The organism is Serratia sp. CY33525 (assembly GCF_052169115.1).
Lineage (GTDB): Bacteria > Pseudomonadota > Gammaproteobacteria > Enterobacterales > Enterobacteriaceae > Serratia > Serratia sarumanii.
Genome location: NZ_JBJNLK010000001.1, coordinates 326,369 through 350,472, shown reverse-complemented (window position 1 = coordinate 350,472; position 24,104 = coordinate 326,369). Strand labels below are relative to the sequence as shown.

The following is a 24,104-nucleotide window of genomic DNA, read 5'->3' as shown; positions in this document are numbered from 1 at the left end:
TGATTTAAAAGGTGAATGATATGGCAGGATTGGCAGCCGTCAGCAAATTGGCTGGCGAAACGGTAGGGCAAGAGTTTCTGATTTTCACCCTGGGCAATGAGGAGTACGGCATCGATATCCTCAAGGTGCAGGAAATTCGCGGCTACGATCAGGTGACCCGCATCGCCAACACGCCGGCGTTCATCAAGGGTGTCACCAACCTGCGCGGCGTGATTGTCCCGATCATCGATCTGCGGGTGAAATTCTCGCAGCAAAGCGTGTCTTACGATGAAAACACCGTGGTGATCGTGCTGAACTTTGGTCAGCGCGTGGTGGGCATCGTGGTCGACGGCGTTTCCGACGTGCTGTCGCTGACCGCCGAGCAGATCCGCCCGGCGCCGGAGTTCGCGGTGACGCTGGCGACCGAATACCTCACCGGTCTCGGTTCGCTGGGCGAGCGCATGCTGATCCTGGTGGATATCGAAAAGCTGCTGAGCAGCGAAGAGATGTCGCTGGTCGACAGCGTGGCGAAAAGCGTCTGATTCATGACCCCAGGGGGCAGGGCGCTGCCCCCTTCATCCATCACTCTTCCTGACCTGTCGCGGCGCCGCAGACCGCGCCCGGAACCCCCACTAAAAATAGTTACTTTCCCGCATAAAGTTTTGCCGCACGGCGCCGATAACTCTCACATTCAACGTCATCAGAGCCTGTCTGCGCGGGCTTCAACAAGGGAAATCATGTTAAATCGTATGAAGGTGGTCACCAGCCTGTTGCTGGTGTTGGTGCTGTTTGGCGCCTTGCAGTTGATTTCGGGCGGACTCTTTTTCTCCTCGCTGAAAAGCGATAAGGAAAACTTTACCGTCCTGCAAACGATCCGCCAGCAGCAGTCTGAATTGAACGAAAGCTGGGTCAACCTGCTGCAGACTCGTAATACCCTGAACCGAGCGGGTATTCGTTACATGATGGATACCAACAAAATCGGCAGCGGTGCCACCGTCACCGATCTGTTGACTTCGGCGAAGAGCATGCTGACGGTCGCGGAACAGCATTACGCCGCCTATGAAAAAATTCCTCTCGATCCGCGTCAGGACGTGCAGTCCGCGGAAAAACTCAAGCAACAGTATGACATCTTGCACGGTGCTTTGACCGAACTGATTCAGCTGTTGGGCGAAGGCAAAATCAATGCCTTCTTCGATCAACCGACACAAAGCTATCAGGATGGCTTCGAGCAGATCTACAACACCTACCTGGCACAAAACGACAAGCTGTACCAAGGCGCGGTAGAAGACAGCAACAAGTCGTTCTCCTCGGCCATTTGGACGCTGGTGATCGTGTTGCTGGTCGTGTTGGCCGTGATCGTGCTCGTTTGGACCGGCATCCATCATATCCTGGTGCGCCCGCTGAACCGCATGATTGACCACATCAAACAGATCGCCGCCGGCGACCTGACTCAGCAGATCGTGGTCACCAGCCGCAACGAAATGGGCGTGCTGGCGGCCAGCCTGAAACACATGCAAAGCGAACTGATCGAAACCGTCAGCGGCGTGCGTCAGGGCGCAGATGCCATCTACAGCGGCGCGTCTGAAATCGCCGCGGGCAACAACGATCTCTCTTCCCGCACCGAGCAGCAGGCCGCTTCGCTGGAAGAGACCGCCGCCAGCATGGAACAGCTGACCGCGACGGTGAAACAGAACGCCGAAAACGCCCGTCAGGCTTCACAGCTGGCGCTGAGCGCCTCCGAAACCGCGCAGAAGGGCGGCAAGGTGGTGGCCAACGTGGTGCAGACCATGCACGACATCGCCGGCAGCTCGCAGAAAATCGCCGATATCACCGGCGTGATCGACGGCATCGCCTTCCAGACCAACATCCTGGCGTTGAACGCCGCGGTGGAAGCGGCGCGCGCCGGCGAGCAGGGCCGCGGCTTCGCGGTGGTGGCCGGTGAAGTGCGCAACCTGGCGCAGCGCAGCGCGCAGGCGGCCAAAGAGATCAAAGGCCTGATCGAAGACTCGGTCAGCCGCGTCGATATGGGTTCCGTGCTGGTGGAAAGCGCCGGCGAAACCATGGGCGACATCGTCAACGCCGTCACCCGCGTGACCGACATCATGGGCGAAATCGCCTCGGCTTCGGACGAACAGAGCCGCGGGATCGATCAGGTTGGCCAGGCGGTAGCGGAAATGGACCGCGTGACCCAGCAGAACGCCTCGTTGGTGGAAGAGTCCGCCTCGGCGGCGGCGGCGCTGGAAGAACAGGCCAGCATGCTGACCCAGTCGGTGGCGGTATTCCGCCTGAGGGCGGAAGGCCAGGAAGAGTTTAAAGCGCCTGTCACCAGCAAGGCGACGGTAACACCGGTAATCAATCATAAGAAAATGAACGCCAGCGATCTGCAGGATAACTGGGAAACGTTCTGACCGGTATCGGGCCTCTCTCGCAGCGGCCCTTTCCCCTACGTAGGCCGGTCGCCGGCCGGCTGCAAGGAGGTTCACAGTGTTTAACCGAATCCGTATCTCTACCAGCTTGTTCCTGTTGTTGATGACCTTCTGCGTTCTGCAGTTGGCCAGCAGCGGCCTGTCGTATTCCGCGTTTCGTTCCGATAACCACAACCTCGACATCATCACCCTCGGCAGCCAGCAGCGCGATTCGCTCAGCCTGAGCTGGGTGTCGCTGTTGCAGGCGCGCAATACGCTTAACCGCGCCGGCACCCGTGCGGCGCTGAAACTGCCGCAGGAGCAGGTGAACGAATTGATGAGCAGCGCCCGCAGTTCGCTGCAGAAGGCCGATCTTTATTTCAATCAGTTCATGGCGGTTGAGCGCAGCAGTGAGCAACAGAGTCAGCAGACGGCAACCACCAAGGCCAGCTACGAGCGGCTGCGCGGCGCGCTGCGTGAGCTGATCGGCTTTCTGGAGAAAGGGGAGCTGCAGGCGTTTATGGACCAGCCGACGCAGAAAACCCAGGACCTGTTCGAAGCCGACTTCGTGCAGTACCTGCAGTTGGTCAACGGCGACATCAGCGAAGCCAGAGACGCCAACCAGTTCTCCTTCACGCTGGCGGGCCTGATGCTGGCGGGGGCGGTCTTGATGCTGATCGTGGTGACCGGCAGCGCCATGTGGTGGTTACGCACCATGCTGGTACAGCCGCTGAACCAGATCCGCAGCCACTTTGAACGCATCGCCGCCGGCGATTTGGCGACGCCGATTCAGGTGTATGGCCGCAATGAAATCAGCATGCTGTTCGCCAGCCTGCAACGCACGCAGCAGTCGCTGATCGGCACCGTCGGCGCGGTGCGCGACGGGGCGGAGTCGATTCTGATCGGCCTGCAGGAGATCGCCGAAGGCAACAACGATCTCTCTTCCCGCACCGAGCAGCAGGCCGCGTCGCTGGAAGAAACCGCCGCCAGCATGGAACAGCTGACCGCCACGGTGAAACAGAACGCCGATAATGCGCGGCAGGCTTCTCAGCTGGCGCGCGATGCCTCGGCCACCGCGGCCAAGGGCGGCGAACTGGCCGGCGACGTGGTGACCACCATGCACGATATCGCCAACAGTTCGCAGAAAATCGGCGCCATCACCAGCGTGATTGACGGCATCGCCTTCCAGACCAACATTCTGGCGCTCAATGCGGCGGTGGAAGCGGCGCGCGCCGGTGAACAGGGGCGCGGTTTCGCCGTGGTCGCCGGCGAAGTGCGCAACCTGGCGAGCCGCAGCGCGCAGGCGGCGAAAGAGATCAAGGTGCTGATCGATGAATCGGTCAGCCGCGTCAAACACGGCTCGGTGCTGGTGGAAAACTCCGGCGCCACCATGCAGGACATCGTGCGTTCGGTGACCCGCGTGACCGACATCATGGGCGAGATCGCGTCGGCTTCGGATGAACAGAGCCGCGGCATCGAGCAGGTGACGCAGGCGGTGACCCAGATGGATCAGGTCACCCAGCAGAACGCCGCGCTGGTGGAAGAGTCCGCTTCTGCCGCCACCGCGCTGGAAGAGCAGGCCATTACCCTGGCTGACGCGGTCGCGGTATTCCGTCTGGCGGACGATAACTTCGTCGCGCCAGGTAACAGCAACAACGCAGTTTCACCCGTGGTAAAGGAAGCCCAAGATTGTTAAACCGCATAAGCAGCACGTGTTTCCCCGGTGAGGTGGCATGAAACAGGCGCCGTCAACTTCTAACCGGGATACTGCGTCGATGTTGACGCAAATGGTGCAGCGCCTGCCGCTGTCGGACGTGCATTTTCGCCGTATCAGCCAGTTGATTTATCAACGCGCCGGCATCGTGCTGGCGGAGCATAAGCGCGAGATGGTTTACAACCGTCTGGTGCGCCGGCTGCGGCTGTTGGGATTGCACGATTTCGGCGACTACCTGGCGCTGCTGGAAAGCGATCCGAACAGCGCGGAGTGGCAGGCGTTTATCAACGCGCTGACCACCAACCTGACGGCCTTTTTCCGCGAGGCGCATCACTTCCCGATCCTGGCGGAACACGCGCGCTCGCGGCCGAACGGCTACAGCGTGTGGAGCACCGCGGCCTCGACCGGCGAAGAGCCGTATTCGATCGCCATCACGCTGAGCGATGCATTGGGCCAGCGGGCCGGCAGTTGCCAGGTCTGGGCCAGCGACATCGATACGCAGGTGCTGGAAAAAGCGGAAGCGGGCGTTTACCGCCAGGAAGATCTGCGCACCCTGACGCCGACCCAAATGCAGCGCTATTTCCTGCGCGGCACCGGGCCGCATCAGGGGCTGGTGCGCGTGCGGCCGGAACTGGCGGCGCGGGTGAACTTTCAGTCGCTGAACCTGCTGGCGCCGGAGTGGGCGCTGCCGGGGCAGTTCGACGCCATTTTTTGCCGCAACGTCATGATCTATTTCGATAAGGCGACGCAGGAGCGCATCCTGCGCCGCTTCGTTCCCTTGCTTAAGCCGGGGGGGCTGATGTTCGCCGGCCACTCCGAGAATTTCAGCCAGATCAGCCCGGATTTCTACTTGCGTGGGCAGACCGTGTATGGGCTGACCAAGGAGAGGTAATGAGTAAAATCAGAGTGTTATGCGTAGACGATTCGGCACTGATGCGCCAGCTGATGACGGAAATCGTGAACGGCCACGCCGACATGGAGATGGTGGCGACCGCGCCGGATCCGCTGGTGGCGCGCGATCTGATCAAAAAATTTAATCCCCAGGTGCTGACGCTGGACGTCGAGATGCCGCGCATGGACGGGCTGGATTTCCTCGAGAAGCTGATGCGCCTGCGGCCGATGCCGGTGGTGATGGTCTCTTCGCTGACCGGCAAAGGCTCGGAAATCACGCTGCGCGCGCTGGAGCTGGGCGCGGTGGACTTCGTGACCAAACCGCAGCTCGGCATTCGCGAAGGCATGTTGGCTTACAGCGAGCTGATTGCCGAGAAGATCCGCACCGCCGCCAGGGCGCGCCTGCCGCAGCGTTCCAACAGCCCGGCGCCGGCGATCCTCAGCCACGCGCCGCTGCTGAGCAGTGAAAAACTGATCGCCATCGGCGCTTCCACCGGCGGCACCGAAGCGATCCGCCAGGTGCTGCAGCCGCTGCCGGCGACGAGCCCGGCGCTGCTGATCACCCAGCACATGCCGCCGGGTTTCACCCGTTCGTTCGCCGAGCGGCTGAACAAGCTGTGCCAGATCACGGTGAAAGAAGCGGAGGACGGCGAGCGCGTGCTGCCGGGCCATGCCTACATCGCGCCGGGGGATCGCCACCTGGAGCTGGCGCGCAGCGGCGCCAACTATCAGGTGAAGCTGCATGACGGCCCGGCGGTCAACCGCCATCGTCCGTCGGTCGACGTGCTGTTCCGCTCGGTGGCGCAATATGCCGGCCGCAATGCGGTGGGCGTTATCCTCACCGGCATGGGCAACGACGGGGCGGCGGGGATGCTGGAGATGCACCGCGCCGGGGCCTATACCCTGGCGCAAAACGAGGCGAGCTGCGTGGTGTTCGGCATGCCGCGCGAGGCGATCGCCGGCGGCGGCGTCAGCGAAGTGGTCGAGCTGGACAGGATGAGCCAGCGCATGTTGGCGCAGATTTCCGGCGGCCAGGCATTGCGCATTTGATTTTAGTCCGCAGGGTCTTCCCCGCGGCGATATGACCCAGGCTCGCCGCGCGGCTGCCTGCGGTTTTGCATCATTAAACGGTTAACTATTTCAGGAGTAACAATGGCAGACAAGAACCTCAGATTTCTGGTTGTGGACGATTTTTCCACCATGCGTCGCATCGTCAGAAATCTGCTCAAAGAGCTGGGCTTCAACAACGTCGAAGAAGCTGAAGACGGCGCGGATGCGCTGAACAAGCTGCGCGCCGGCGGTTTCGACTTCGTGGTGTCCGACTGGAACATGCCGAACATGGACGGGCTGGAGCTGCTGCAAACCATCCGCGCCGATAGCGCGCTGGCCGCGATGCCGGTATTGATGGTGACGGCGGAAGCCAAGAAAGAAAATATCATCGCGGCGGCGCAGGCCGGCGCCAGCGGTTATGTAGTGAAACCTTTTACGGCGGCGACGCTGGAAGAAAAGCTCAACAAGATTTTTGAAAAATTGGGCATGTAAGGAGAGGGCGATGAGAGACATTCCAATGCCTGCCAGCGATGCAGCGACCGCGGGAGAGATCATCTCCCGCATCGGCCAACTGACCCGAATGCTGCGCGACAGCATGCGCGAACTGGGGCTCGATCAGGCGATCGCCCAGGCGGCAGAGGCGATCCCGGATGCGCGCGACCGTCTTGACTATGTCGTAACCATGACGGCGCAGGCGGCGGAACGGGCGTTGAACTGCGTGGAGGCGGCGCAACCGCGCCAGGCGGAGCTGGAATCCGGCGCGAACGCGTTGAAGGGGCGCTGGGACGAGTGGTTCGCCAATCCTATCGAACTGGACGACGCGCGTTCTCTGGTCAACGACACGCGCCAGTATCTGGATCAGGTGCCGGGCCATACGGCCTTCACCAACGCCCAGCTGCTGGAGATCATGATGGCGCAGGACTTCCAGGATCTGACCGGTCAGGTGATCAAGCGCATGATGGACGTGGTGCAGGAGATCGAAAAGCAGCTGCTGATGGTGCTGATGGAAAACATGCCGGAGCAGCCGGTGAAGGAAAAACGGCCGAACGACAGCCTGCTGAACGGCCCGCAGCTCGACCAGAACGGCGTCGGCGTGATCGCCAACCAGGCGCAGGTCGACGATCTGCTCGACAGCCTCGGTTTCTGAGGCTTATCGGGGCGCACAGCGGCGCGCCCCGACAACATTCCGCGCAGTTTTCGTCTCATCCCCTAAATAACCCGCCTTTTCCCCCGTTGTTCCTTCAATGACATCGCCAATTTTTTGGCATGCTGACCGCCATTCTTTACCCTCCCGACACAGGAACGGCGTTTCGTGGCTGAAGACAGCGATCTGGAAAAAAGCGAGGCCCCCACGCCCCACAGGCTGGAGAAGGCGCGTGAAGACGGCCAGATCCCGCGTTCCCGCGAACTGACCTCGGTACTGATGCTGCTCTCGGGCCTGGCGATCATCCTGATGTCCGGCAGCAACATGGCGCAACAGTTGGCGGCGATGCTCACGCAGGGCTTGAACTTCGACCACGGCATGGTCAGCAATGATAAACAAATGCTGCGCCAACTGGGCATGTTGCTGCGCCAGGCGGTGCTGGCGCTGTTGCCAATCATGGCGGGGCTGGTGCTGGTGGCGCTCGCCGCGCCGATGCTGTTGGGGGGCATCCTGTTCAGCGGCAAGTCGATCAAATTCGACTTGAAACGGCTGAACCCGTTGTCCGGGTTGAAGCGCATCTTTTCCAGCCAGGTGCTGGCCGAGCTGCTGAAAGGGATCCTGAAAGCGACGCTGGTCGGCTGGGTGACCGGCCTCTATCTGTGGCACAACTGGGCGGCGATGCTGCATCTGATGACCCAGCAGCCGCTCGATGCGCTGGGCAATGCGCTGCAGATGATTCTGTTCTGCGGTTTTCTGGTGGTGCTGGGGCTGACGCCGATGGTGGCGTTCGACGTGTTCTATCAGCTGTGGAGCCACTTCAAAAAGCTGAAGATGACCAAGCAGGATATTCGCGACGAATTCAAGGATCAGGAAGGGGACCCGCACGTCAAGGGGCGCATTCGTCAGCAGCAGCGGGCGATCGCCCGGCGCCGCATGATGGCCGATGTGCCCAAGGCGGACGTGATCGTCACCAACCCGACGCACTACGCCGTCGCGTTGCAGTACAACGATAAAAAAATGAGTGCGCCGAAAGTGCTGGCCAAGGGTGCCGGTGAAATCGCCTTGCGCATCCGCGAGCTCGGCGCGGAACACCGCATCCCGATGCTGGAAGCGCCGCCGCTGGCGCGTGCGCTGTATCGACACAGCGAGATTGGGCAACATATTCCGGCCACCCTGTATGCCGCGGTCGCCGAAGTGCTGGCCTGGGTGTACCAGCTGCGCCGCTGGCGGCGCGAGGGCGGCCTGATCCCGAAAAAACCTGAACGTTTACCGGTGCCGGAAGCACTGGATTTTGCAAAAGAGAGTGACTCTGATGGCTAATTTGGCCTCCCTGCTTCGTTTGCCGGGCAATTTTAAAGATACGCAGTGGCAGGTGTTGGCCGGCCCGGTGTTGATCCTGCTGATCCTGTCGATGATGGTGCTGCCGTTGCCGGCGTTTATCCTCGACCTGCTGTTTACCTTCAACATCGCGCTGTCGATCATGGTGCTCCTGGTGGCGATGTTCACCCAGCGCACGCTCGAATTCGCCGCCTTCCCGACCATTCTGCTGTTCTCCACGCTGCTGCGTTTGTCGCTCAACGTCGCGTCGACGCGCATCATCCTGCTGGAAGGGCACACCGGTTCCGCCGCCGCCGGCCGCGTGGTGGAGGCCTTCGGCCACTTCCTGGTGGGCGGCAACTTCGCCATCGGTATCGTGGTGTTCATCATCCTGGTGTTGATCAACTTTATGGTGATCACCAAGGGGGCGGGGCGTATCGCCGAAGTGGGCGCGCGCTTCGTGCTGGACGGCATGCCGGGTAAGCAGATGGCGATCGACGCAGACCTGAACGCCGGGTTGATCGGCGAGGACGAAGCGAAGAAACGCCGCGCCGAAGTCACCCAGGAGGCCGATTTCTACGGCTCGATGGACGGCGCCAGTAAATTCGTGCGCGGCGACGCCATCGCCGGCCTGATGATCATGGTGCTGAACGTGGTCGGCGGCCTGTTGGTCGGCGTGGTGCAACACGGCATGGAGCTGGGGGCGGCGGCGGAAAGCTATACGCTGCTGACCATCGGCGACGGCCTGGTGGCGCAGATCCCGGCGCTGGTGATCTCCACCGCCGCCGGCGTTATCGTCACCCGCGTCGCGACCGATCAGGACGTCGGCGAGCAGATGGTGGGCCAGCTGTTCAACAATCCGCGCGTGATGCTGTTGAGCGCCGGGGTGCTCGGGCTGTTGGGCCTGGTGCCGGGCATGCCGAACCTGGTGTTCCTGCTGTTTACCGCGGCTCTGTTGGGTCTTGCCTGGTGGCTGCGCGGCCGTGAACAACAGGCGCCGAGAGCGGTTGAAGAGCCAGTGATGCCGGACAACCCGCAGGCCGCCGAAGCCAGCTGGGCCGACGTGCAGTTGGAAGATCCGCTGGGAATGGAGGTGGGCTACCGGCTGATTCCGATGGTCGATTTTCAACAAAACGGCGAGCTGCTGGGGCGTATCCGCGGGATCCGCAAGAAATTCGCGCAGGACATGGGCTATCTGCCGCCGGTGGTACACATTCGCGACAACCTGGAACTGCCGCCTGCCAGCTACCGCATCCTGATGAAAGGCGTCGAAATCGGCAGCGGTGAAGCGCAGCCGGGCCGCTGGCTGGCGATCAACCCCGGCAATGCCGTGGGCGAGCTGGCGGGAGACAAAACCGTCGATCCGGCCTTTGGGCTCGAGGCGGTGTGGATCGACAGTGCCTTGCGCGAGCAGGCGCAGATCCAAGGCTTTACCGTGGTGGAAGCCAGCACCGTGGTGGCGACACACCTCAATCACCTGATCGGCCAGTTCGCCAGCGAGCTGTTTGGCCGCCAGGAAACCCAACAGTTACTGGATCGCGTGTCGCAGGAGATGCCGAAGCTGACCGAAGACTTCGTGCCGGGCGTGGTATCACTGACCACGCTGCACAAGGTGCTGCAAAACCTGCTGGCCGAGCGCGTCTCCATCCGCGATATGCGCACCATCGTCGAAACGTTGGCGGAGCACGCTCCGGCGCAGAGCGATCCTTATGAACTGACCACCGTGGTGCGGGTGGCGCTGGGCCGGGCGATCACGCAGCAGTGGTTCCCGGGCAACGGCGAGATCCAGGTCATCGGTCTGGATACCCAACTGGAGCGTCTGTTGCTGCAGGCGTTGCAGGGCGGCGGCGGTCTGGAGCCGGGGCTGGCCGATCGCCTGCTGGAGCAGGCGCGCCAGGCGCTGCAGCGGCAAGAGATGCTCAGCGCGCCGCCGGTGCTGTTGGTTAACCATGCGCTGCGGCCTTTACTGGCGCGCTTCCTGCGTCGCAGCCTGCCGCAGCTCGTGGTGCTGTCCAACCTCGAGATCAACGACGATCGCCAGATTCGCATGACCTCGACCATCGGAGCCGCTTGATGAAACGCTGTCTGTTCGTGCTGTGTTTGCTGGCCCCGTTGACTGCCGGCGCGGTGTCCGGCTCTTGGGTGGCCGAAGGGGCGGGCGTGACGTTGGAACAGGGCGGCATGGGCGATGAGTCCGCCGGTTTGCGGCCGCCGAACGCGCTGCCGGACGCCAATGCGCGCATCACCCGCGTCAGCTGGCGCTACCGTTTGCTGGGGCCGGAGCCGGCCGGGCTGCAGGCCCAGCTCTGCACGGTAAACCGCTGCATTCCGCTCGGCAGCGGCAGCGGCAGCAGCAACGGTCTGCAGGGCGAACCGGCCAATGCGGAATTGCGCTTTGTCTATTACGTGCAGTCACAAGGCGGGCTGAACCCGCCGCTGCGGGTGATTGGCAATCAGGTGATCGTCAATTACGAATAGATCGCCGCCCGGTTCGGCGGGGTAGTTTGGCGCCGGCCGGCGTTATGCTTAAGCGATAAAATGAGCCTGGAAATTCAAGACTCACGGCCGATTTTGTCGCGCGGCACAATTTGGAGCCTGTTTATGTGACAACAGTCATAATCCTATTTTTATACGTTGTTTCTCTCTTTGTTTTATTGTAATTTCCGCTTAATCTTCAAATTTATGAAGATTAAATGTGCGTGAAGGGCGTTAATTTACCCGTCCCTCAGTAAATTATGCGCAATGTATTAACTATATAAATAATCCTCGCCGTACTCTCATAAAATTAAACTTATATGGAGTATCTATGAAAATTTTAAAATCATACATGCCATTATTACTTTTATGCGTGGCTTTCACCGCTTCGTCAAATAATCACTGCGATCCTTCCCGGACTGAACTGCCCGCCAGTTGCCTCACGGAACAATTCGCCATGTCGGTATTGTGGTATCAGAATGCGGCAGAGGCACGGGCGGCTTTTTATCAAGGGTATCAGTTGGGCAAGCTCCGACTTGAGCAGGAATTAAAGAATAAATCGGAGAAGCCGCGTGCCGTCGTGCTGGATCTTGATGAGACCGTGCTGGATGACAGCCCGCACCAGGCCTGGTTGATAAAGAACCAGTCGTTTTTGCTTGACGGTTGGGACGAATGGGTCGACATGGCAGCGGCGGAAGCCGTGCCCGGCGCTATCGATTTCCTGAGGTTTGCCGATGAAAACGGCGTTACCATTTTCTACCTGAGTGACAGAAAGCAGTCGCAGATTGACGTGACGCTAAAAAATTTACGCCGCATTAATTTGCCTCAGGCGAAAAAAGAAAATCTTTTGTTAAAAACACCGGAGATGCAGGGTAAACAGAGTCGTCGCGACGCGCTGGAAAGCCAGTATGACGTCGTGCTGTATTTTGGCGACAATCTGGCTGACTTTATTGATTCAAAAGGTAAAAGCCAGGCTGAAAGGAATAAAATGATGGAGGATGTGCAGCAAGAATTTGGCAAGCGTTTTATTATCTTCCCGAATCCGATGTATGGCGATTGGTATGGCGGTATTATCGATGGGCAGTTTAAAGCGAAAAACAATGAGCTTTATAAGCTGCGAGCGTCTAAATTGACGCCGTTTAAGTAACAAAAACAGGTAAGGTAAATGTAAGCTACGGGCATTTATGGCATGAATATAAATACCCTGAAGCGTTTTATTCAATAGGCCGATTCGCTGGCTCTCGATATGAAGCAATTAATAGAATCGATAATATACATCGGATAGTTCCTTGTTGTATCGAGGGCTGTTTAATGTGTTCTGATTTCAACTTCGATTGTCTGGCCGACGGCTGCCGACCTCATCCGGTGAGCGAAGTGGCGGGAGGGGCGCCTCAGGCCAGGATCGCCAGGCCGTTGCGTTCCACCAGCGTCAACAGCTTCATCGCGGCGGAGTTCGGTTGCGCTTCGCCGCGCTCCCATTTCTGCACCGCCTTTTTGCTGACGTTAAGATACAGCGCAAACACCGGCTGACTGACGTTTTCGCGTTCGCGCAATGCGCGGATCTCGGCCGGCCCGAACTGTTTCACCGGCCGCAGGCACAGCATGTCGAAGGTGCGCATGGTCACGTCGTCGACGAAACCGGCGCGGTGCAGGCCCTGAACTTCCTGGTGGATCGATTTCAGCATCTTGCTCATAGTTGTAACCTTATTAATTCCCCGCAGTTGACCAGCTGATACAGTCTGAATGGTGAATAATCCAGATACAGCGCCGCCAAATGCCGCCAGGAAATTAACTCATCCTGATTGATGTTGTCTCTTTCGTTTTTGGCAAAGCCATACATGAAAAAGATCCTGCCTTCATCTGCCGTTGCGATTAAGACCCGATACCCGCGCCGTTTTCCACTCCCCATCCGGGCGATGCGTTTTTTGTAAACGCAACCACCGAGATTGGCGTCGTACAACTGATTTTGCATCTCTCGCGCCGCTTTCACTATCGTGGCGTCACTGATGCGTTCGTCGCCGGCAAATGTCTGGAAGGCTTTTGTGAGATAAATGTCGGTCATTCACTCTCCGTGTGAAAATATACCCTTGATGGGTACAGATCAAGATGTTTAACGACCGAGCTAAGATGACGAAATAGGGAGTGATGGGGAACAGGAAAATATCCGTTCTGCGCAGCCTGGCGCATAGCGTTAAGGGAATTCAGAAAGCGGTAAGAAGAAAATGCGAGAGGCTGCGCATAACCGGGGAAACCCGCGCCCGGCGGTGCGTTCACCGGGCGAAATGAGTCAGGTCAGACGCCGATTTTTCTGCCGAGCAGGCTGCCGGCGTGCGACTGGCCGTCCGGGCCATACAGCGATTTATTGTTCTTGCTCAGGATCGCCAGCGCCTGAGCGTTATGGTCGATCTGCTGATTGAGCAGCAGGCCATTGTGCTGATTCTTTTCGCGCAGCGTTTGGCTCAGCAGTTGAACGCGTTGCCAGCGATCGGCCAGGGGCGCATGGCTGGCGTAGGGCGCGCGTTGCCCGCAGGCTTTTTCCTGCCCCAGGCGCTGTTGCTCGAGGTAGGCGACCGTCGCCAGCAGCTGGCTTTTGGCATCGGTTACGCGCTGCAGCGCCACGCCGGGCAACTGGCCGGAACACAGCAAGTCGTGCTCTTCCTCCAGCACGCCATTGAGCGCCTGCAGCGTTTCCAACAGTTTATCCAGCAGTTGTGCCAGGTTTTCCATAGTGATGACTTATCCTTTACCGCTACTCGCCGCCGCGCCGTCAGTCGCGCCCGGCGATCCATTGAATGTCGCTCTGCGCGTCTTGCAGCAGCGCGTCGGCGATTTTGCCGGCGTCCATCTTCAGTTCGCCGCTGCGGATCGCCTGCTTGATGGCCTCGACCCGGCCCATATCGATATCCTGGGTGCCCGGCTGCATCAGGCGCGCCTGCGCCTCGCTCAGCTTGACCTGCGTGCCGCTGACGGCCGTTTCGGCCACGGCGGCCTTACGCGGTTGGAGCGGGTTGTCGGCCGGGGTTTCACGCGGTTGCACAGTGGAAACCGGCTGTAACCGCTGGGTGCGATCGATACTCATGGTCCATCTCCGTTTACGCCGTGACCGCTCGGGGGCGACGACGCTGCAATGAAAGTGTTGCGGCCCTGGTGGCCGATAAAATGCTGCTTGATTTGTCTTATCGGCAAGGTTTGCGGAACCTTTACTTTTTTATAACGTAATGCGGATCGCGCCGTCGTCCCCGACCACGCCGCTGACGATCTGCCCGGACGCCATGCGCACCCGCACGCTGTCTTCGGCGGCGGCGTTGTTCATCGCCTTACCCGAACCGCTGATGTTGAATCCTTCGCCCTGCGCGTTGACCTGTACCGATTGCCCCGCCTTGATAATCCAGGCGCGGCGCAGCATGGCGAGGGTCAGCGGTTGGCCGGGGCTGATGTTGCGCAGGCTGACGGCGCCCAACGCTTTGCCCGCTTCGGTCAGCGCGCGCGGCGGCAGGGTATCGAGCCGGCCTTCTTTCAACGTCAGATCCGCCGCGGTCAACCGGCTGCCGGCGCTGATGCCGCGCGCCGAAACCAGATAGTGGCCGAACACCTGCACCTGCGTCTGGATAAAACGCCGCTCCTGGCCACAGCGCGCCGAAATGCTGACGTTGCCGCCGATCCGCGCGTTGGGCGGCAGCGACAGCTGCGGCAGTTCGCAGGCGGGCCACTGGGCCGGCGGCGTGCGCACCCGCACTTTCACCTGCACCGGTTCGCCGCTGAACTTGCCTTGGATGAAGCTTTCGATTTGCGTCGCCAGATCGTCGGCGCGCGCGTTCAGACTGCACAGCAGGCCGATAAGCAGCATTTTACCTTTCATCGTCATCTTCTCAAGCCTCATCGGGATACGCGTAAGTGTACCCGCAGCGCGTGCAGGCTAAGCAGATAAATAGCGCCCCATTTTGCGTTTATTCCCGCGATAGGGTGGCGCAGCGGGCGTTTATGCTGTCGACTCCAAATTCTAACCTCGCGGAGGGAGCATGCTCGACAAACTGGACGCGGCTCTGCGCTTTGGCCAAGAGGCGCTGAACTTGCGCGCCCAGCGGCAGGAAATTCTGGCCGCCAATATCGCCAACGCAGATACGCCGGGTTATCAGGCGCGGGATATCGATTTCGCCAGCCAATTGAACAAAGTGCTGGAACAAGGGCGCGTCAACGGCAACGGCATGTCGCTGAACCTGACGGCGGCGCGCCACATCCCGGCGCAGACCCTGCAGCCGCCGCAGCTCGATCTGTTGTACCGGGTGCCGGACCAGCCATCGATGGACGGCAACACGGTGGACATGGATCGCGAACGCACCAACTTTGCCGATAACAGCCTGAAATATCAGACCGACCTGACGCTGCTCAACGGGCAGATCAAAGGGATGATGTCCGTGCTGCAACAAGGATAAGGCGCATGTCTTTACTGAACATTTTTGATATCTCCGGCTCGGCGCTATCGGCGCAATCCCAGCGCATGAACGTCAGCGCCAGCAACATGGCCAACGCCGACAGCGTGACCGGCCCGGACGGCGAGCCTTACCGCGCCAAGCAGGTGGTGTTCCAGGTCGCGGCGGCGCCCGGGCAGCCGACCGGCGGCGTGCGCGTCGCCCAGGTGGTGGACGATCCGGCGCCCGAACGTCTGGTGTATCAGCCGGGCAACCCGCTGGCGGACGCCAAGGGCTACGTGCGCATGCCGAACGTCGACGTGGTGGGGGAAATGGTCAACACCATCTCCGCTTCCCGCAGCTACCAGGCCAACGTCGAGGTGCTCAACACCACCAAGTCGATGATGATGAAAACCCTGACGCTGGGTCAGTAACCGGAGGTTCCCATGGCTATCGCCGCAACCACCAACGAGTCGTTGGACAACACCGTCATCGGTAACAACAGCAAAAATACCAACAGCCAGGATCTGCACAACAGCTTCCTGACGCTGCTGGTGGCGCAGTTGAAAAACCAGGATCCGACCAATCCGATGCAGAACAACGAACTGACTTCGCAGCTGGCGCAGATCAACACCGTTCAGGGCATCGAAAAGCTCAACACCACGCTGGGGTCGATCTCCGGCCAGATCAACAGCAATCAGTCGCTGCAGGCGACTGCGCTGATCGGTCACGGCGTAATGGTGCCGGGCAACAACATTCTGGTCGGCAGCAAGGACGGCAAGGTCAGCACCACGCCGTTCGGCGTGGAACTGGAGCGCGCCGCCGATCAGGTGACCGCCACCATCACCAACGCCAGCGGGCAGGTGGTGCGCACCATCGAAATCGGCGGCCTGACCGCCGGCGTACACGCCTTCACCTGGGACGGTTCGCTGGATGACGGCACCACCGCGCCTGACGGCGCCTACAAAGTGGCGGTTAACGCCAAAGGCAACGGCGAGCAGCTGGTGGCGCGCAGCCTGCACTTCGGGCTGGTCAACGGCGTGATCCGCGACGGCAACGGCGCCAAATTGGATCTCGGCCTGGCCGGCAACGCCACCCTGGAAGACGTGCGACAGATCTTATAACCCTAAGCATCAGGCTCAATCGGACGATAGCCTGACCACTATTCGGAGAATAACATGGCCTTTTCTCAGGCAGTCAGCGGCTTGAACGCGGCAGCAACCAATCTGGACGTGATCGGTAACAACATCGCCAACTCCGCGACCGCGGGCTTCAAATCCGGCAGCGTCTCCTTCGCCGACATGTTCGCCGGTTCGCAGGTTGGGCTGGGCGTCAAGGTGTCCGGCATCACCCAGAACTTCAAGGGCGGCACCACCACCGGCACCAGCCGTGCGCTGGATATCGCCATCAACGGCAACGGCTTCTTCCGCATGCAGGATAAAGACGGCGGCATCTTCTATACCCGCAACGGCCAGTTCAAGCTGGACGAGAACCGTAACCTGACCAACATGCAGGGCCTGCAGCTGACCGGTTATCCGGCGGCCGGTTCCCCGCCGACCATCCAGCAGGGCGCCAACCCGGTGCCGCTGAGCATTCCTGAAGGCATGATGAACGCCAAGGCGTCCACTTCCGGCGAGATGGTGACCAACCTGAAGTCCACCCATAAGGTGCCGGAGAACAAGACCTTCGATCCGACCAAACAGGACAGCTACAACTACGTCAACACCATCACCGCTTACGACTCGCTGGGCAACGCGCACAACATCAACGCCTACTTCGTCAAGACCGACGACAACAAGTGGCAGGTCTATACCCAGGATGGCAGCGCCGCGCCAGTGAACGCCGGCACCATGGAGTTCAGCACCAGCGGCAACCTGGTTAAAACCACCAGCACCAACGGCGCGCCGGGCGAGTTCAGCATGGTGATCCCGATGACCGCCAAAGACGGCGCGCCGGCGCAAAACTTCACCCTGAGCTTCGCCGGCAGCATGCAGCAGAACGTGGGCAGCGACTCGGTGAGCAAAGTGGCGCAGGACGGCTATGCCGCCGGTGAATACACCAACTTCCAAATCAACAACGACGGCACCGTCGTGGGCATCTACTCCAACCAGCAGACCCAGGTGCTGGGCCAGATCGTCATGGCCAACTTCTCCAACCCGGAAGGGCTGGCGTCGCAGGGCGATAACGTGTGGCAGGAAACCGGCGCGTCCGGTCAGCCGCGCGTCGGTCTGTCGGGCGGCGGCGGCTTCGGTAAGCTGACCAGCGGCGCGCTGGAGTCTTCCAACGTCGATCTGAGCCAGGAGCTGGTGAACATGATCGTCGCGCAGCGTAACTACCAGTCCAACGCCCAGACCATCAAGACGCAGGACTCCATCCTGCAGACGCTGGTTAGCCTGCGCTAATAGGGCCGAGTCATGGATCACGCGATTTATACCGCGATGGGCGCGGCGCGCCAAACGCTGGAGCAGCAGTCCATCACCGCCAACAACCTGGCCAACGCGTCGACGCCGGGCTTTCGCGCCCAGCTCGCCGCATTGCGCGCGGTGCCGGTCGACGGGCCGAGCCTGGCGACGCGCACCTTGGTGACCGCGTCGACGCCGGGCGCCGACATGAGCCAGGGGGCGCTGAACTACACCGCGCGTCCGCTGGACGTGGCGCTGCAGCAGGACGGTTTCCTGGCGGTGAGCCTGCCGGGCGGCGGTGAGGCCTATACCCGCAACGGCAACATTCAGATCTCCTCCACCGGGCAGTTGACGGTGCAGGGGCTGCCGGTGATGGGCGACGGCGGCCCGATCGAGGTGCCGCCGTCGGCGGAGATCACCATTGCGGCCGACGGCACCATTTCGGCGCTGAACGCCGGCGATCCGCCGAACACCATCGCGCAGATCGGCCGCCTGAAGCTGGTGAAGGCCGATGCGCGCGAAGTGATGCGCGGTGACGACGGGCTGTTCCGCCTGACGCCGGAAACCCAACAGCAGCGCGGCAATCAGTTGCAAAACGATCCGCAGGTGCGGGTGATGCCGGGCGTGCTGGAGGGCAGCAACGTCAAGCCGATGGAGACCATGGTCGACATGATCGCCAACGCCCGCCGTTTTGAAATGCAAATGAAGGTCATCCACAGCGTGGATGAAAACGAACAGCGTGCCAACTCACTGCTCTCATTGAGTTAAGCAGCAAGGAAATAACCGATGATTCCATCCTTATGGATTGCCAAAACCGGTCTGGACGCGCAGCAGACCAACATGGACGTGATCGCCAATAACCTGGCGAACGTCAGCACCAACGGCTTCAAACGCCAGCGTGCGGTATTTGAAGATCTGCTGTACCAGACCATGCGTCAGCCGGGGGCGCAGTCCTCCGAGCAGACCACGCTGCCTTCCGGCCTGCAGATCGGCACCGGCGTGCGTCCGGTGGCGACCGAGCGTCTGCACAGCCAGGGCAACCTGTCGCAGACCAACAACAGTAAAGACGTCGCCATCAAGGGGCAGGGTTTCTTCCAGGTGATGCTGCCGGACGGCACCCAGGCCTATACCCGCGACGGGTCGTTCCAGATCGATCAGAACGGCCAACTGGTGACCTCCAGCGGTTTCCAGGTGCAGCCGGCGATCACCATTCCGGCTAACGCGCTGTCCATCACCGTCGGCCGCGACGGCATCGTCAGCGTCACCCAGCAGGGGCAAACCGCCGCCCAGCAGGTGGGCCAACTGACGCTGACCACGTTCGTCAACGACAGCGGTCTGGAGAGCGTGGGCGAGAATCTGTACCAGGAAACCGAAAGCTCGGGTGCGCCGAACGAGAGCACCCCGGGGCTGAACGGCGCCGGTTTGCTGTATCAGGGTTACGTGGAAACCTCCAACGTCAACGTGGCGGAAGAGCTGGTCAACATGATCCAGACTCAGCGCGCGTACGAGATCAACAGCAAAGCGGTATCGACCTCCGATCAGATGCTGCAAAAGCTGACGCAACTGTAATCTGTCATTGACGGGCCCGGCTTGCCGCGCCCGTCATTCTCTTTCGTGAAACAAAGGCGATACCCGTGGTAACCACATATTCGATGGCAATCCTGCCGCGGCAGGGACAACGCTGGCTGGCGGGCATGGTGATGCTGACGCTGAGCGGCTGCGCCTATATCCCGCACAAACCGCTGGTGGACGGCGCGACCACGGCGCAACCGGCGCCGGCCAGCGCGCCGATGCCGAACGGCTCGATCTTCCAGACGGTGCAGCCGATGAACTACGGCTACCAGCCGCTGTTCGAAGACCGCCGTCCGCGCAACGTCGGCGACACCCTGACCATCGTGCTGCAGGAAAACGTCAGCGCCAGCAAAAGCTCCTCCGCCAACGCCAGCCGCAACGGCGCCAGCAAGTTCGGCGTCGCCACCTCGCCGCGTTACCTCGACGGCCTGTTGGGCAATGCGCGCGCCGATATGGACATTTCCGGCGACAGCACCTTCGGCGGCAAGGGCGGCGCCAACGCCAACAACACCTTCAACGGCACCATTACGGTGACGGTTAACCAGGTGCTGGCCAACGGCAACCTGCACGTGGTGGGGGAAAAGCAGATCGCCATCAACCAGGGCACCGAATTCATCCGCTTCTCCGGCGTCGTCAATCCGCGCACCATCAGCGGCAATAACTCGGTGACCTCGACGCAGGTGGCGGACGCGCGTATCGAATACGTCGGCAATGGCTATATCAACGAAGCGCAGACCATGGGCTGGCTGCAGCGCTTCTTCTTAAATGTTTCACCGTTCTAAGGATTGACTGATGCTGAAAAAATGGTTTATCGCGCTGTGCGTCGGGCTGGTGTGCTTGCCGGCGGCGGCGGAGCGCATCCGCGATCTGGTGACGGTGCAGGGCGTGCGAGACAACGCCCTGATCGGCTACGGCCTGGTGGTGGGGCTGGACGGCTCCGGCGACCAGACCATGCAGACGCCGTTCACCACCCAAAGCCTGAGCAACATGCTGTCGCAGCTGGGCATCACCGTGCCGCCGGGCACCAACATGCAGCTGAAAAACGTGGCGGCGGTGATGGTGACCGCCAAACTGCCGCCGTTCTCGCGCGCCGGGCAGAACATCGACGTGGTGGTTTCTTCGATGGGCAACGCCAAGAGCCTGCGTGGCGGCACCCTGCTGATGACGCCGCTCAAAGGCGTAGATAACCAGGTTTATGCGCTGGCGCAGGGCAACGTGCTGGTCGGCGGCGCGGGCGCGGCGGCCGGCGGCAGCAGCGTGCAGGTCAACCAGCTGGCGGGCGGGCGCATCAGCAACGGCGCCACCATCGAGCGTGAGCTGCCGACCACTTTCGGCAGCGGCGGCGTTCTCAACCTGCAGCTGAACGACGAGGATTTCACGTTGGCGCAGCAGATCAGCGACGCCATCAACCGCCAACGCGGCGGCGGCACCGCGACGCCGCTCGACGCCCGCACGATCCAGGTGCTGGTGCCGCAGGGCAACAGCTCTCAGGTGCGCTTCCTGGCTGAGATTCAAAATATCACCGTCAACGTCGGCGCGATGGACGCCAAAGTGATCATCAACTCGCGCACCGGTTCGGTGGTGATGAACCGCGATGTGATCCTCGACTCTTGCGCCGTCGCCCAGGGCAACCTGTCGGTGGTGGTCGATCGGCAGAACACCGTCAGCCAGCCGACGACGCCGTTCGGCGGCGGCCAGACGGTGGTGACGCCAAACACCCAGATCTCGGTGCAACAGCAGGGCGGATCGCTGCAGAAAGTGAACGCCAGCGCCAACCTGAACAACGTGATCCGCGCGCTGAACGCGCTGGGTGCCACGCCGATCGACCTGATGTCGATCCTGCAGGCGATGCAGAGCGCCGGCTGCCTGCGCGCCAAGCTGGAAATCATCTGATGGCCGGCGATCTGATGGCGATGTCGGGCGCGGCCTATGACGCCCAGGCGTTGAACGGCCTCAAGCGCGACGCGGCGGCCGACCCGCAGGGCAACCTCAAGCAGGTGGCCCAGCAGGTGGAAGGCATGTTCGTGCAGATGATGCTGAAAAGCATGCGTTCCGCCTTGCCGCAGGACGGGGTATTGAGCAGCGATCAAACGCGGCTCTATACCTCGATGTACGACCAGCAAATCGCCCAGCAGATGTCGCAAAAAGGGCTGGGGCTGGCGGACATGATGGTCAAGCAGATGAGCAACGCCAACACGGTGCCGAGCGAAACGGCGGGCCTGTCGCCGATGGCGCTGGATAACGAGGTGCTGCAAACGCTGCCGAACCAGGCGCTGGAGCAGATGGTGCGCCGCGCGATGCCGAAAGCCCCGCCGGCCGCCGCGCCGCTGTCGCTCAACAACGGCAACTTCGTCGCTCGTCTGTCGATTCCGGCGAAGGTCGCCAGCCAGCAGAGCGGCATTCCGCATCAGCTGATCGTCGCGCAGGCGGCGCTGGAGTCCGGCTGGGGGCAGCGCGAGATCCCGACCTCAGACGGCACGCCGAGCTACAACCTGTTCGGCATCAAGGCCGGCGGCAGCTGGAACGGGCCGGTGACGGAGATCACCACCACCGAGTTCGAACAGGGCGCGGCGAAGAAGGTGAAGGCGAAGTTCCGCGTTTACGGTTCGTATGTCGAAGCGATCGCCGATTACGTCAAACTGCTGACCAACAACCCGCGCTACGCCGACGTGGCCGCCGCGCGCAGCCCGGAGCAGGCGGCGCATGCGTTGCAGCGCGCCGGATACGCCACCGACCCGCAGTACGCCAGCAAACTGGTCAGCGTGATCCAGCAGATGAAGAGCGCGGGGGAACAGGCGATCAAAGCCTATACCCACGATCTGAACGAGTTGTTCTAAATCCCCGTCATGCTTGTCGCCTTGCTGCGGCGCCAATTATTGAGGGGATAGGCGGTAATGAAGGCTGGCCGGAGGCTGACCGCATTGCCGCTTTTTTTCCTCAAGTTCTTCTCATTTTTGCCGATAACCGAGACAGGCTGAGCGAACAGGCTCAGCAGCTCAATTTGAACCCTGTGGGCCACCGGCGCCGCAGCATAAGGAATTCCGATGTCCAATAGCTTAATCAATACCGCGATGAGCGGGCTGAATGCGGCTCAGGTGGCGCTCAGTACCGTCAGCAACAACATCTCCAACTACAACGTGGCGGGCTACAACCGCCAGACCGCGATCCTGGCGCAGAACGGCGGCATGGCCACCATGAGCGGCTTTATCGGCAACGGCGTCACCGTCACCAGCGTCAACCGCGAGTACAACCAGTTCATCACCAACCAGCTGCGCGGCGCACAGAGTTCGTTCGGGGCGCAAAACGCCTATTACGAGAAGATTTCGCAGATCGACAACCTGTTGGCGAGCAAAACCAACCCGCTGTCGACCAACATGCAGGATTTCTTCACCAACCTGCAGAACCTGGTGAGCAACGCCGGTGACGACGCCGCGCGCCAGACGGTGCTGGGCAAGGCCAACGGCCTGGTGAACCAGTTCAACAACACCGACAAATTCCTGCGCGACATGGACAGCGGCGTCAATCAGCAGATCAGCGATACGGCGCAGCAGATCAACAGCTACAGCCAACAGATCGCCAAACTGAACGACGAGATCACCCGTTTGCGCGGCAGCGCCGGCGGCGAGCCGAATGCGTTGCTGGATCAGCGCGATCAGCTGGTTACCGAGTTGAACCAGCTGGTGGGCGTACAGGTCACGCAGCAGGACGGCGACGCCTATACCGTCTCCTTCGCCAACGGTTTGACCCTGGTACAGGGCAGCAACACCTATCAGGTGGAAGCCGTGCCCTCCAGCAGCGATCCTTCCCGTCTGACCATCGGCTATAACCGCGGCAACGGCGCCAGCGAAGTGCCGGAAGGCCAGATCACCAGCGGCACGCTGAGCGGCGTGCTGAAATTCCGCAGCGAGACGCTGGACGGCGTGCGCAATCAGCTGGGCCAGTTGGCGTTGGCGATGGCGGACAGCTTCAACCAGCAGCATCGCGCCGGTTTCGACCTGAACGGCGACGCGGGTGGCGACTTCTTCAGCTTCAGCGGCGGCCGGGTGGTGGATAACACCCGCAACACCGGCGATGCGTCGCTGTCGGTCGCTTACACCGACACCGGCAAGGTGAAGGCCAACGATTATCGCGTCGAGTTCGACGGCAGCAACTGGCAGGTCAGTCGCCTGCCCGACAACGTGAAAGTCAACGCCACGCCGGGCACCAGCGCCGACGGCAAACCGACGCTGAACTTCGACGGGCTGGAAGTGAGCATCGACGGCAATGCGCAGGCCAAAGACAGCTTCACCGTGAAGCCGGTCAGCGACGTGGCGGGCAATCTGAAAGTGGCCATCACCGACTCGTCCAAGATCGCCGCCGCCGGTAAAGACGACAGCGGCCGCGGCGATAACGAAAACGCCAAGAAGCTGCTGGATCTGCAAACTAAAAACCTGGTGGACGGCAAGGCGACCCTGAGCGGCGCTTACGCCGGCATCGTCAGCGGCGTCGGCAACCAGACCGCTGCCGCCAAGGCCATCGCCACGTCGCAGGCCAAGATCGTGACGCAGCTGGGCGCGCAACAGCAGTCGATGTCCGGCGTCAACCTCGACGAAGAGTACGGTGAGCTGCTGCGTTTCCAGCAGTACTACATGGCCAACGCGCAGGTGATCCAGACCGCCAGCTCGCTGTTCGATGCGCTGCTGAATATTCGTTGATTTTATTGTTAATCGGCGCCGATTACGGCGCCGACGCTCAGAGTAAGGAACC

The 24,104-nt window shown here is 61.1% G+C and carries 27 protein-coding genes; 21 read left to right on the top strand and 6 right to left on the bottom strand.

Annotation, left to right across the window (positions count from 1 at the left end; all coding sequences use genetic code 11):
• The first annotated feature begins 20 nt into the window (after positions 1-20).
• The 11 genes from cheW to ACJ8IM_RS01655 all read left to right on the top strand — a co-directional run bounded on the left by cheW (position 21) and on the right by ACJ8IM_RS01655 (position 12,122).
• Positions 21-521, top strand: coding sequence for a chemotaxis protein CheW (gene cheW, locus ACJ8IM_RS01705; RefSeq protein ID WP_025303271.1), 501 nt, complete (start codon positions 21-23; stop codon positions 519-521).
• Between the two features lie 195 nt (positions 522-716).
• Positions 717-2,387 carry a methyl-accepting chemotaxis protein gene (gene tsr, locus ACJ8IM_RS01700; protein WP_033653629.1) on the top strand — a complete coding sequence of 557 codons (1,671 nt, stop codon included), beginning with the start codon at positions 717-719 and terminating at the stop codon, positions 2,385-2,387.
• A 76-nt stretch (positions 2,388-2,463) separates the two neighbouring features.
• Positions 2,464-4,080, top strand: a complete 1,617-nt coding sequence (locus tag ACJ8IM_RS01695) for a methyl-accepting chemotaxis protein (RefSeq protein WP_033653630.1) — start codon at positions 2,464-2,466, stop codon at positions 4,078-4,080.
• 37 nt (positions 4,081-4,117) lie between these two features.
• Positions 4,118-4,990: a protein-glutamate O-methyltransferase CheR gene (gene cheR, locus ACJ8IM_RS01690; protein WP_060438543.1), complete on the top strand. Its 873-nt coding sequence runs from the start codon at positions 4,118-4,120 to the stop codon at positions 4,988-4,990.
• Positions 4,990-6,039, top strand: a complete 1,050-nt coding sequence (locus ACJ8IM_RS01685) for a protein-glutamate methylesterase/protein-glutamine glutaminase (protein ID WP_060438544.1) — start codon at positions 4,990-4,992, stop codon at positions 6,037-6,039. Before cheR ends, ACJ8IM_RS01685 begins: the two co-directional genes overlap by 1 nt.
• 102 nt (positions 6,040-6,141) lie before the next feature.
• Positions 6,142-6,531: a chemotaxis response regulator CheY gene (gene cheY, locus ACJ8IM_RS01680; RefSeq protein WP_004934862.1), complete on the top strand. Its 390-nt coding sequence runs from the start codon at positions 6,142-6,144 to the stop codon at positions 6,529-6,531.
• A 10-nt stretch (positions 6,532-6,541) separates the two neighbouring features.
• Positions 6,542-7,186: a protein phosphatase CheZ gene (cheZ, locus tag ACJ8IM_RS01675; RefSeq protein ID WP_004934858.1), complete on the top strand. Its 645-nt coding sequence runs from the start codon at positions 6,542-6,544 to the stop codon at positions 7,184-7,186.
• A gap of 165 nt (positions 7,187-7,351) precedes the next feature.
• On the top strand, positions 7,352-8,503 hold the full coding sequence (gene flhB / locus ACJ8IM_RS01670; RefSeq protein WP_015378261.1) for a flagellar biosynthesis protein FlhB: 1,152 nt from the start codon (positions 7,352-7,354) through the stop codon (positions 8,501-8,503).
• Positions 8,496-10,574, top strand: a complete 2,079-nt coding sequence (gene flhA, locus ACJ8IM_RS01665) for a flagellar biosynthesis protein FlhA (protein ID WP_033635001.1) — start codon at positions 8,496-8,498, stop codon at positions 10,572-10,574. The genes flhB and flhA overlap by 8 nt, the downstream gene beginning before the upstream one ends.
• Entirely contained in the window at positions 10,574-10,978 is a 405-nt protein-coding gene (locus ACJ8IM_RS01660) for a flagellar protein FlhE (protein ID WP_033653632.1), read from the top strand. Before flhA ends, ACJ8IM_RS01660 begins: the two co-directional genes overlap by 1 nt.
• Positions 10,979-11,306: 328 nt before the next feature.
• A complete protein-coding gene (locus ACJ8IM_RS01655; RefSeq protein ID WP_033653633.1) occupies positions 11,307-12,122 on the top strand; it encodes a 5'-nucleotidase, lipoprotein e(P4) family in 816 nt (271 codons plus the stop codon).
• A gap of 244 nt (positions 12,123-12,366) precedes the next feature.
• On the opposite strand, the gene ACJ8IM_RS01650 is transcribed toward ACJ8IM_RS01655, so the two are convergent.
• The 5 genes from ACJ8IM_RS01650 to flgA form a co-directional block, all read right to left on the bottom strand.
• Positions 12,367-12,669, bottom strand: a complete 303-nt coding sequence (locus tag ACJ8IM_RS01650; protein WP_033653634.1) for a helix-turn-helix domain-containing protein — start codon at positions 12,667-12,669, stop codon at positions 12,367-12,369.
• Positions 12,666-13,037, bottom strand: coding sequence for a type II toxin-antitoxin system RelE/ParE family toxin (locus ACJ8IM_RS01645; protein WP_033647787.1), 372 nt, complete (start codon positions 13,035-13,037; stop codon positions 12,666-12,668). The genes ACJ8IM_RS01650 and ACJ8IM_RS01645 overlap by 4 nt, the downstream gene beginning before the upstream one ends.
• A gap of 230 nt (positions 13,038-13,267) precedes the next feature.
• Positions 13,268-13,702 carry a flagella synthesis protein FlgN gene (locus tag ACJ8IM_RS01640; protein ID WP_033634998.1) on the bottom strand — a complete coding sequence of 145 codons (435 nt, stop codon included), beginning with the start codon at positions 13,700-13,702 and terminating at the stop codon, positions 13,268-13,270.
• A 40-nt stretch (positions 13,703-13,742) separates the two neighbouring features.
• Positions 13,743-14,054, bottom strand: a complete 312-nt coding sequence (flgM, locus tag ACJ8IM_RS01635) for a flagellar biosynthesis anti-sigma factor FlgM (protein WP_033653635.1) — start codon at positions 14,052-14,054, stop codon at positions 13,743-13,745.
• Between the two features lie 129 nt (positions 14,055-14,183).
• Positions 14,184-14,834 (bottom strand): flagellar basal body P-ring formation chaperone FlgA, encoded by a 651-nt coding sequence (gene flgA, locus ACJ8IM_RS01630; protein ID WP_033653636.1) that lies wholly within the window; start codon positions 14,832-14,834, stop codon positions 14,184-14,186.
• Between the two features lie 160 nt (positions 14,835-14,994).
• On the opposite strand from flgA, the gene flgB reads away from it, so the two are divergent.
• From flgB to flgJ, 9 genes are all read left to right on the top strand, one after another.
• Positions 14,995-15,408, top strand: coding sequence for a flagellar basal body rod protein FlgB (flgB, locus tag ACJ8IM_RS01625; protein ID WP_033634995.1), 414 nt, complete (start codon positions 14,995-14,997; stop codon positions 15,406-15,408).
• A 5-nt stretch (positions 15,409-15,413) separates the two neighbouring features.
• Entirely contained in the window at positions 15,414-15,818 is a 405-nt protein-coding gene (gene flgC / locus ACJ8IM_RS01620) for a flagellar basal body rod protein FlgC (RefSeq protein ID WP_004934826.1), read from the top strand.
• Positions 15,819-15,830: 12 nt separating this feature from the next.
• Positions 15,831-16,508 carry a flagellar hook assembly protein FlgD gene (gene flgD, locus ACJ8IM_RS01615; protein ID WP_033634994.1) on the top strand — a complete coding sequence of 226 codons (678 nt, stop codon included), beginning with the start codon at positions 15,831-15,833 and terminating at the stop codon, positions 16,506-16,508.
• A 54-nt stretch (positions 16,509-16,562) separates the two neighbouring features.
• The gene (gene flgE, locus ACJ8IM_RS01610) at positions 16,563-17,786 is read left to right on the top strand and encodes a flagellar hook protein FlgE (RefSeq protein WP_033634993.1); all 1,224 of its coding nucleotides are present in this window, start codon (positions 16,563-16,565) and stop codon (positions 17,784-17,786) included.
• Between the two features lie 12 nt (positions 17,787-17,798).
• Complete coding sequence (locus tag ACJ8IM_RS01605) at positions 17,799-18,554, top strand: flagellar basal body rod protein FlgF (RefSeq protein WP_033647783.1); 756 nt, start codon at positions 17,799-17,801, stop codon at positions 18,552-18,554.
• Positions 18,555-18,572: 18 nt separating this feature from the next.
• Positions 18,573-19,355 carry a flagellar basal-body rod protein FlgG gene (gene flgG / locus ACJ8IM_RS01600; protein WP_004934819.1) on the top strand — a complete coding sequence of 261 codons (783 nt, stop codon included), beginning with the start codon at positions 18,573-18,575 and terminating at the stop codon, positions 19,353-19,355.
• A gap of 83 nt (positions 19,356-19,438) precedes the next feature.
• A complete protein-coding gene (gene flgH / locus ACJ8IM_RS01595; protein WP_004934817.1) occupies positions 19,439-20,140 on the top strand; it encodes a flagellar basal body L-ring protein FlgH in 702 nt (233 codons plus the stop codon).
• Between the two features lie 10 nt (positions 20,141-20,150).
• Positions 20,151-21,251, top strand: a complete 1,101-nt coding sequence (locus tag ACJ8IM_RS01590; protein WP_004934816.1) for a flagellar basal body P-ring protein FlgI — start codon at positions 20,151-20,153, stop codon at positions 21,249-21,251.
• Complete coding sequence (gene flgJ, locus ACJ8IM_RS01585; RefSeq protein WP_033653638.1) at positions 21,251-22,195, top strand: flagellar assembly peptidoglycan hydrolase FlgJ; 945 nt, start codon at positions 21,251-21,253, stop codon at positions 22,193-22,195. Before ACJ8IM_RS01590 ends, flgJ begins: the two co-directional genes overlap by 1 nt.
• Here flgJ and ACJ8IM_RS01580 read toward each other — a convergent pair.
• The gene (locus ACJ8IM_RS01580; RefSeq protein ID WP_033653639.1) at positions 22,192-22,410 is read right to left on the bottom strand and encodes a hypothetical protein; all 219 of its coding nucleotides are present in this window, start codon (positions 22,408-22,410) and stop codon (positions 22,192-22,194) included. The two genes, flgJ and ACJ8IM_RS01580, sit on opposite strands and share 4 nt — an antisense overlap.
• Between ACJ8IM_RS01580 and flgK the strand changes: the two genes are divergently transcribed.
• On the top strand, positions 22,403-24,052 hold the full coding sequence (flgK, locus tag ACJ8IM_RS01575) for a flagellar hook-associated protein FlgK (protein WP_033634988.1): 1,650 nt from the start codon (positions 22,403-22,405) through the stop codon (positions 24,050-24,052). The genes ACJ8IM_RS01580 and flgK overlap by 8 nt on opposite strands.
• Positions 24,053-24,104: the final 52 nt, after the last annotated feature.

Bases quoted from the DNA above. Each gene is read 5' to 3' on its own strand.
- cheR (WP_060438543.1), top strand. From the start codon at position 4,118: ATGAAACAGGCGCCGTCAACTTCTAACCGGGATACTGCGTCGATGTTG.
- ACJ8IM_RS01605 (WP_033647783.1), top strand. From the start codon at position 17,799: ATGGATCACGCGATTTATACCGCGATGGGCGCGGCGCGCCAAACGCTG.
- flgD (WP_033634994.1), top strand. From the start codon at position 15,831: ATGGCTATCGCCGCAACCACCAACGAGTCGTTGGACAACACCGTCATC.
- cheZ (WP_004934858.1), top strand. From the start codon at position 6,542: ATGAGAGACATTCCAATGCCTGCCAGCGATGCAGCGACCGCGGGAGAG.
- ACJ8IM_RS01650 (WP_033653634.1), bottom strand. From the start codon at position 12,669: ATGAGCAAGATGCTGAAATCGATCCACCAGGAAGTTCAGGGCCTGCAC.
- flgC (WP_004934826.1), top strand. From the start codon at position 15,414: ATGTCTTTACTGAACATTTTTGATATCTCCGGCTCGGCGCTATCGGCG.
- flgE (WP_033634993.1), top strand. From the start codon at position 16,563: ATGGCCTTTTCTCAGGCAGTCAGCGGCTTGAACGCGGCAGCAACCAAT.
- flgG (WP_004934819.1), top strand. From the start codon at position 18,573: ATGATTCCATCCTTATGGATTGCCAAAACCGGTCTGGACGCGCAGCAG.
- ACJ8IM_RS01645 (WP_033647787.1), bottom strand. From the start codon at position 13,037: ATGACCGACATTTATCTCACAAAAGCCTTCCAGACATTTGCCGGCGAC.
- flgB (WP_033634995.1), top strand. From the start codon at position 14,995: ATGCTCGACAAACTGGACGCGGCTCTGCGCTTTGGCCAAGAGGCGCTG.
- cheY (WP_004934862.1), top strand. From the start codon at position 6,142: ATGGCAGACAAGAACCTCAGATTTCTGGTTGTGGACGATTTTTCCACC.
- ACJ8IM_RS01590 (WP_004934816.1), top strand. From the start codon at position 20,151: ATGCTGAAAAAATGGTTTATCGCGCTGTGCGTCGGGCTGGTGTGCTTG.
- flgA (WP_033653636.1), bottom strand. From the start codon at position 14,834: ATGAAAGGTAAAATGCTGCTTATCGGCCTGCTGTGCAGTCTGAACGCG.
- flgM (WP_033653635.1), bottom strand. From the start codon at position 14,054: ATGAGTATCGATCGCACCCAGCGGTTACAGCCGGTTTCCACTGTGCAA.
- ACJ8IM_RS01655 (WP_033653633.1), top strand. From the start codon at position 11,307: ATGAAAATTTTAAAATCATACATGCCATTATTACTTTTATGCGTGGCT.
- ACJ8IM_RS01660 (WP_033653632.1), top strand. From the start codon at position 10,574: ATGAAACGCTGTCTGTTCGTGCTGTGTTTGCTGGCCCCGTTGACTGCC.
- cheW (WP_025303271.1), top strand. From the start codon at position 21: ATGGCAGGATTGGCAGCCGTCAGCAAATTGGCTGGCGAAACGGTAGGG.
- flgJ (WP_033653638.1), top strand. From the start codon at position 21,251: ATGGCCGGCGATCTGATGGCGATGTCGGGCGCGGCCTATGACGCCCAG.
- tsr (WP_033653629.1), top strand. From the start codon at position 717: ATGTTAAATCGTATGAAGGTGGTCACCAGCCTGTTGCTGGTGTTGGTG.
- ACJ8IM_RS01685 (WP_060438544.1), top strand. From the start codon at position 4,990: ATGAGTAAAATCAGAGTGTTATGCGTAGACGATTCGGCACTGATGCGC.
- flgK (WP_033634988.1), top strand. From the start codon at position 22,403: ATGTCCAATAGCTTAATCAATACCGCGATGAGCGGGCTGAATGCGGCT.
- flgH (WP_004934817.1), top strand. From the start codon at position 19,439: ATGGCAATCCTGCCGCGGCAGGGACAACGCTGGCTGGCGGGCATGGTG.
- flhA (WP_033635001.1), top strand. From the start codon at position 8,496: ATGGCTAATTTGGCCTCCCTGCTTCGTTTGCCGGGCAATTTTAAAGAT.
- ACJ8IM_RS01640 (WP_033634998.1), bottom strand. From the start codon at position 13,702: ATGGAAAACCTGGCACAACTGCTGGATAAACTGTTGGAAACGCTGCAG.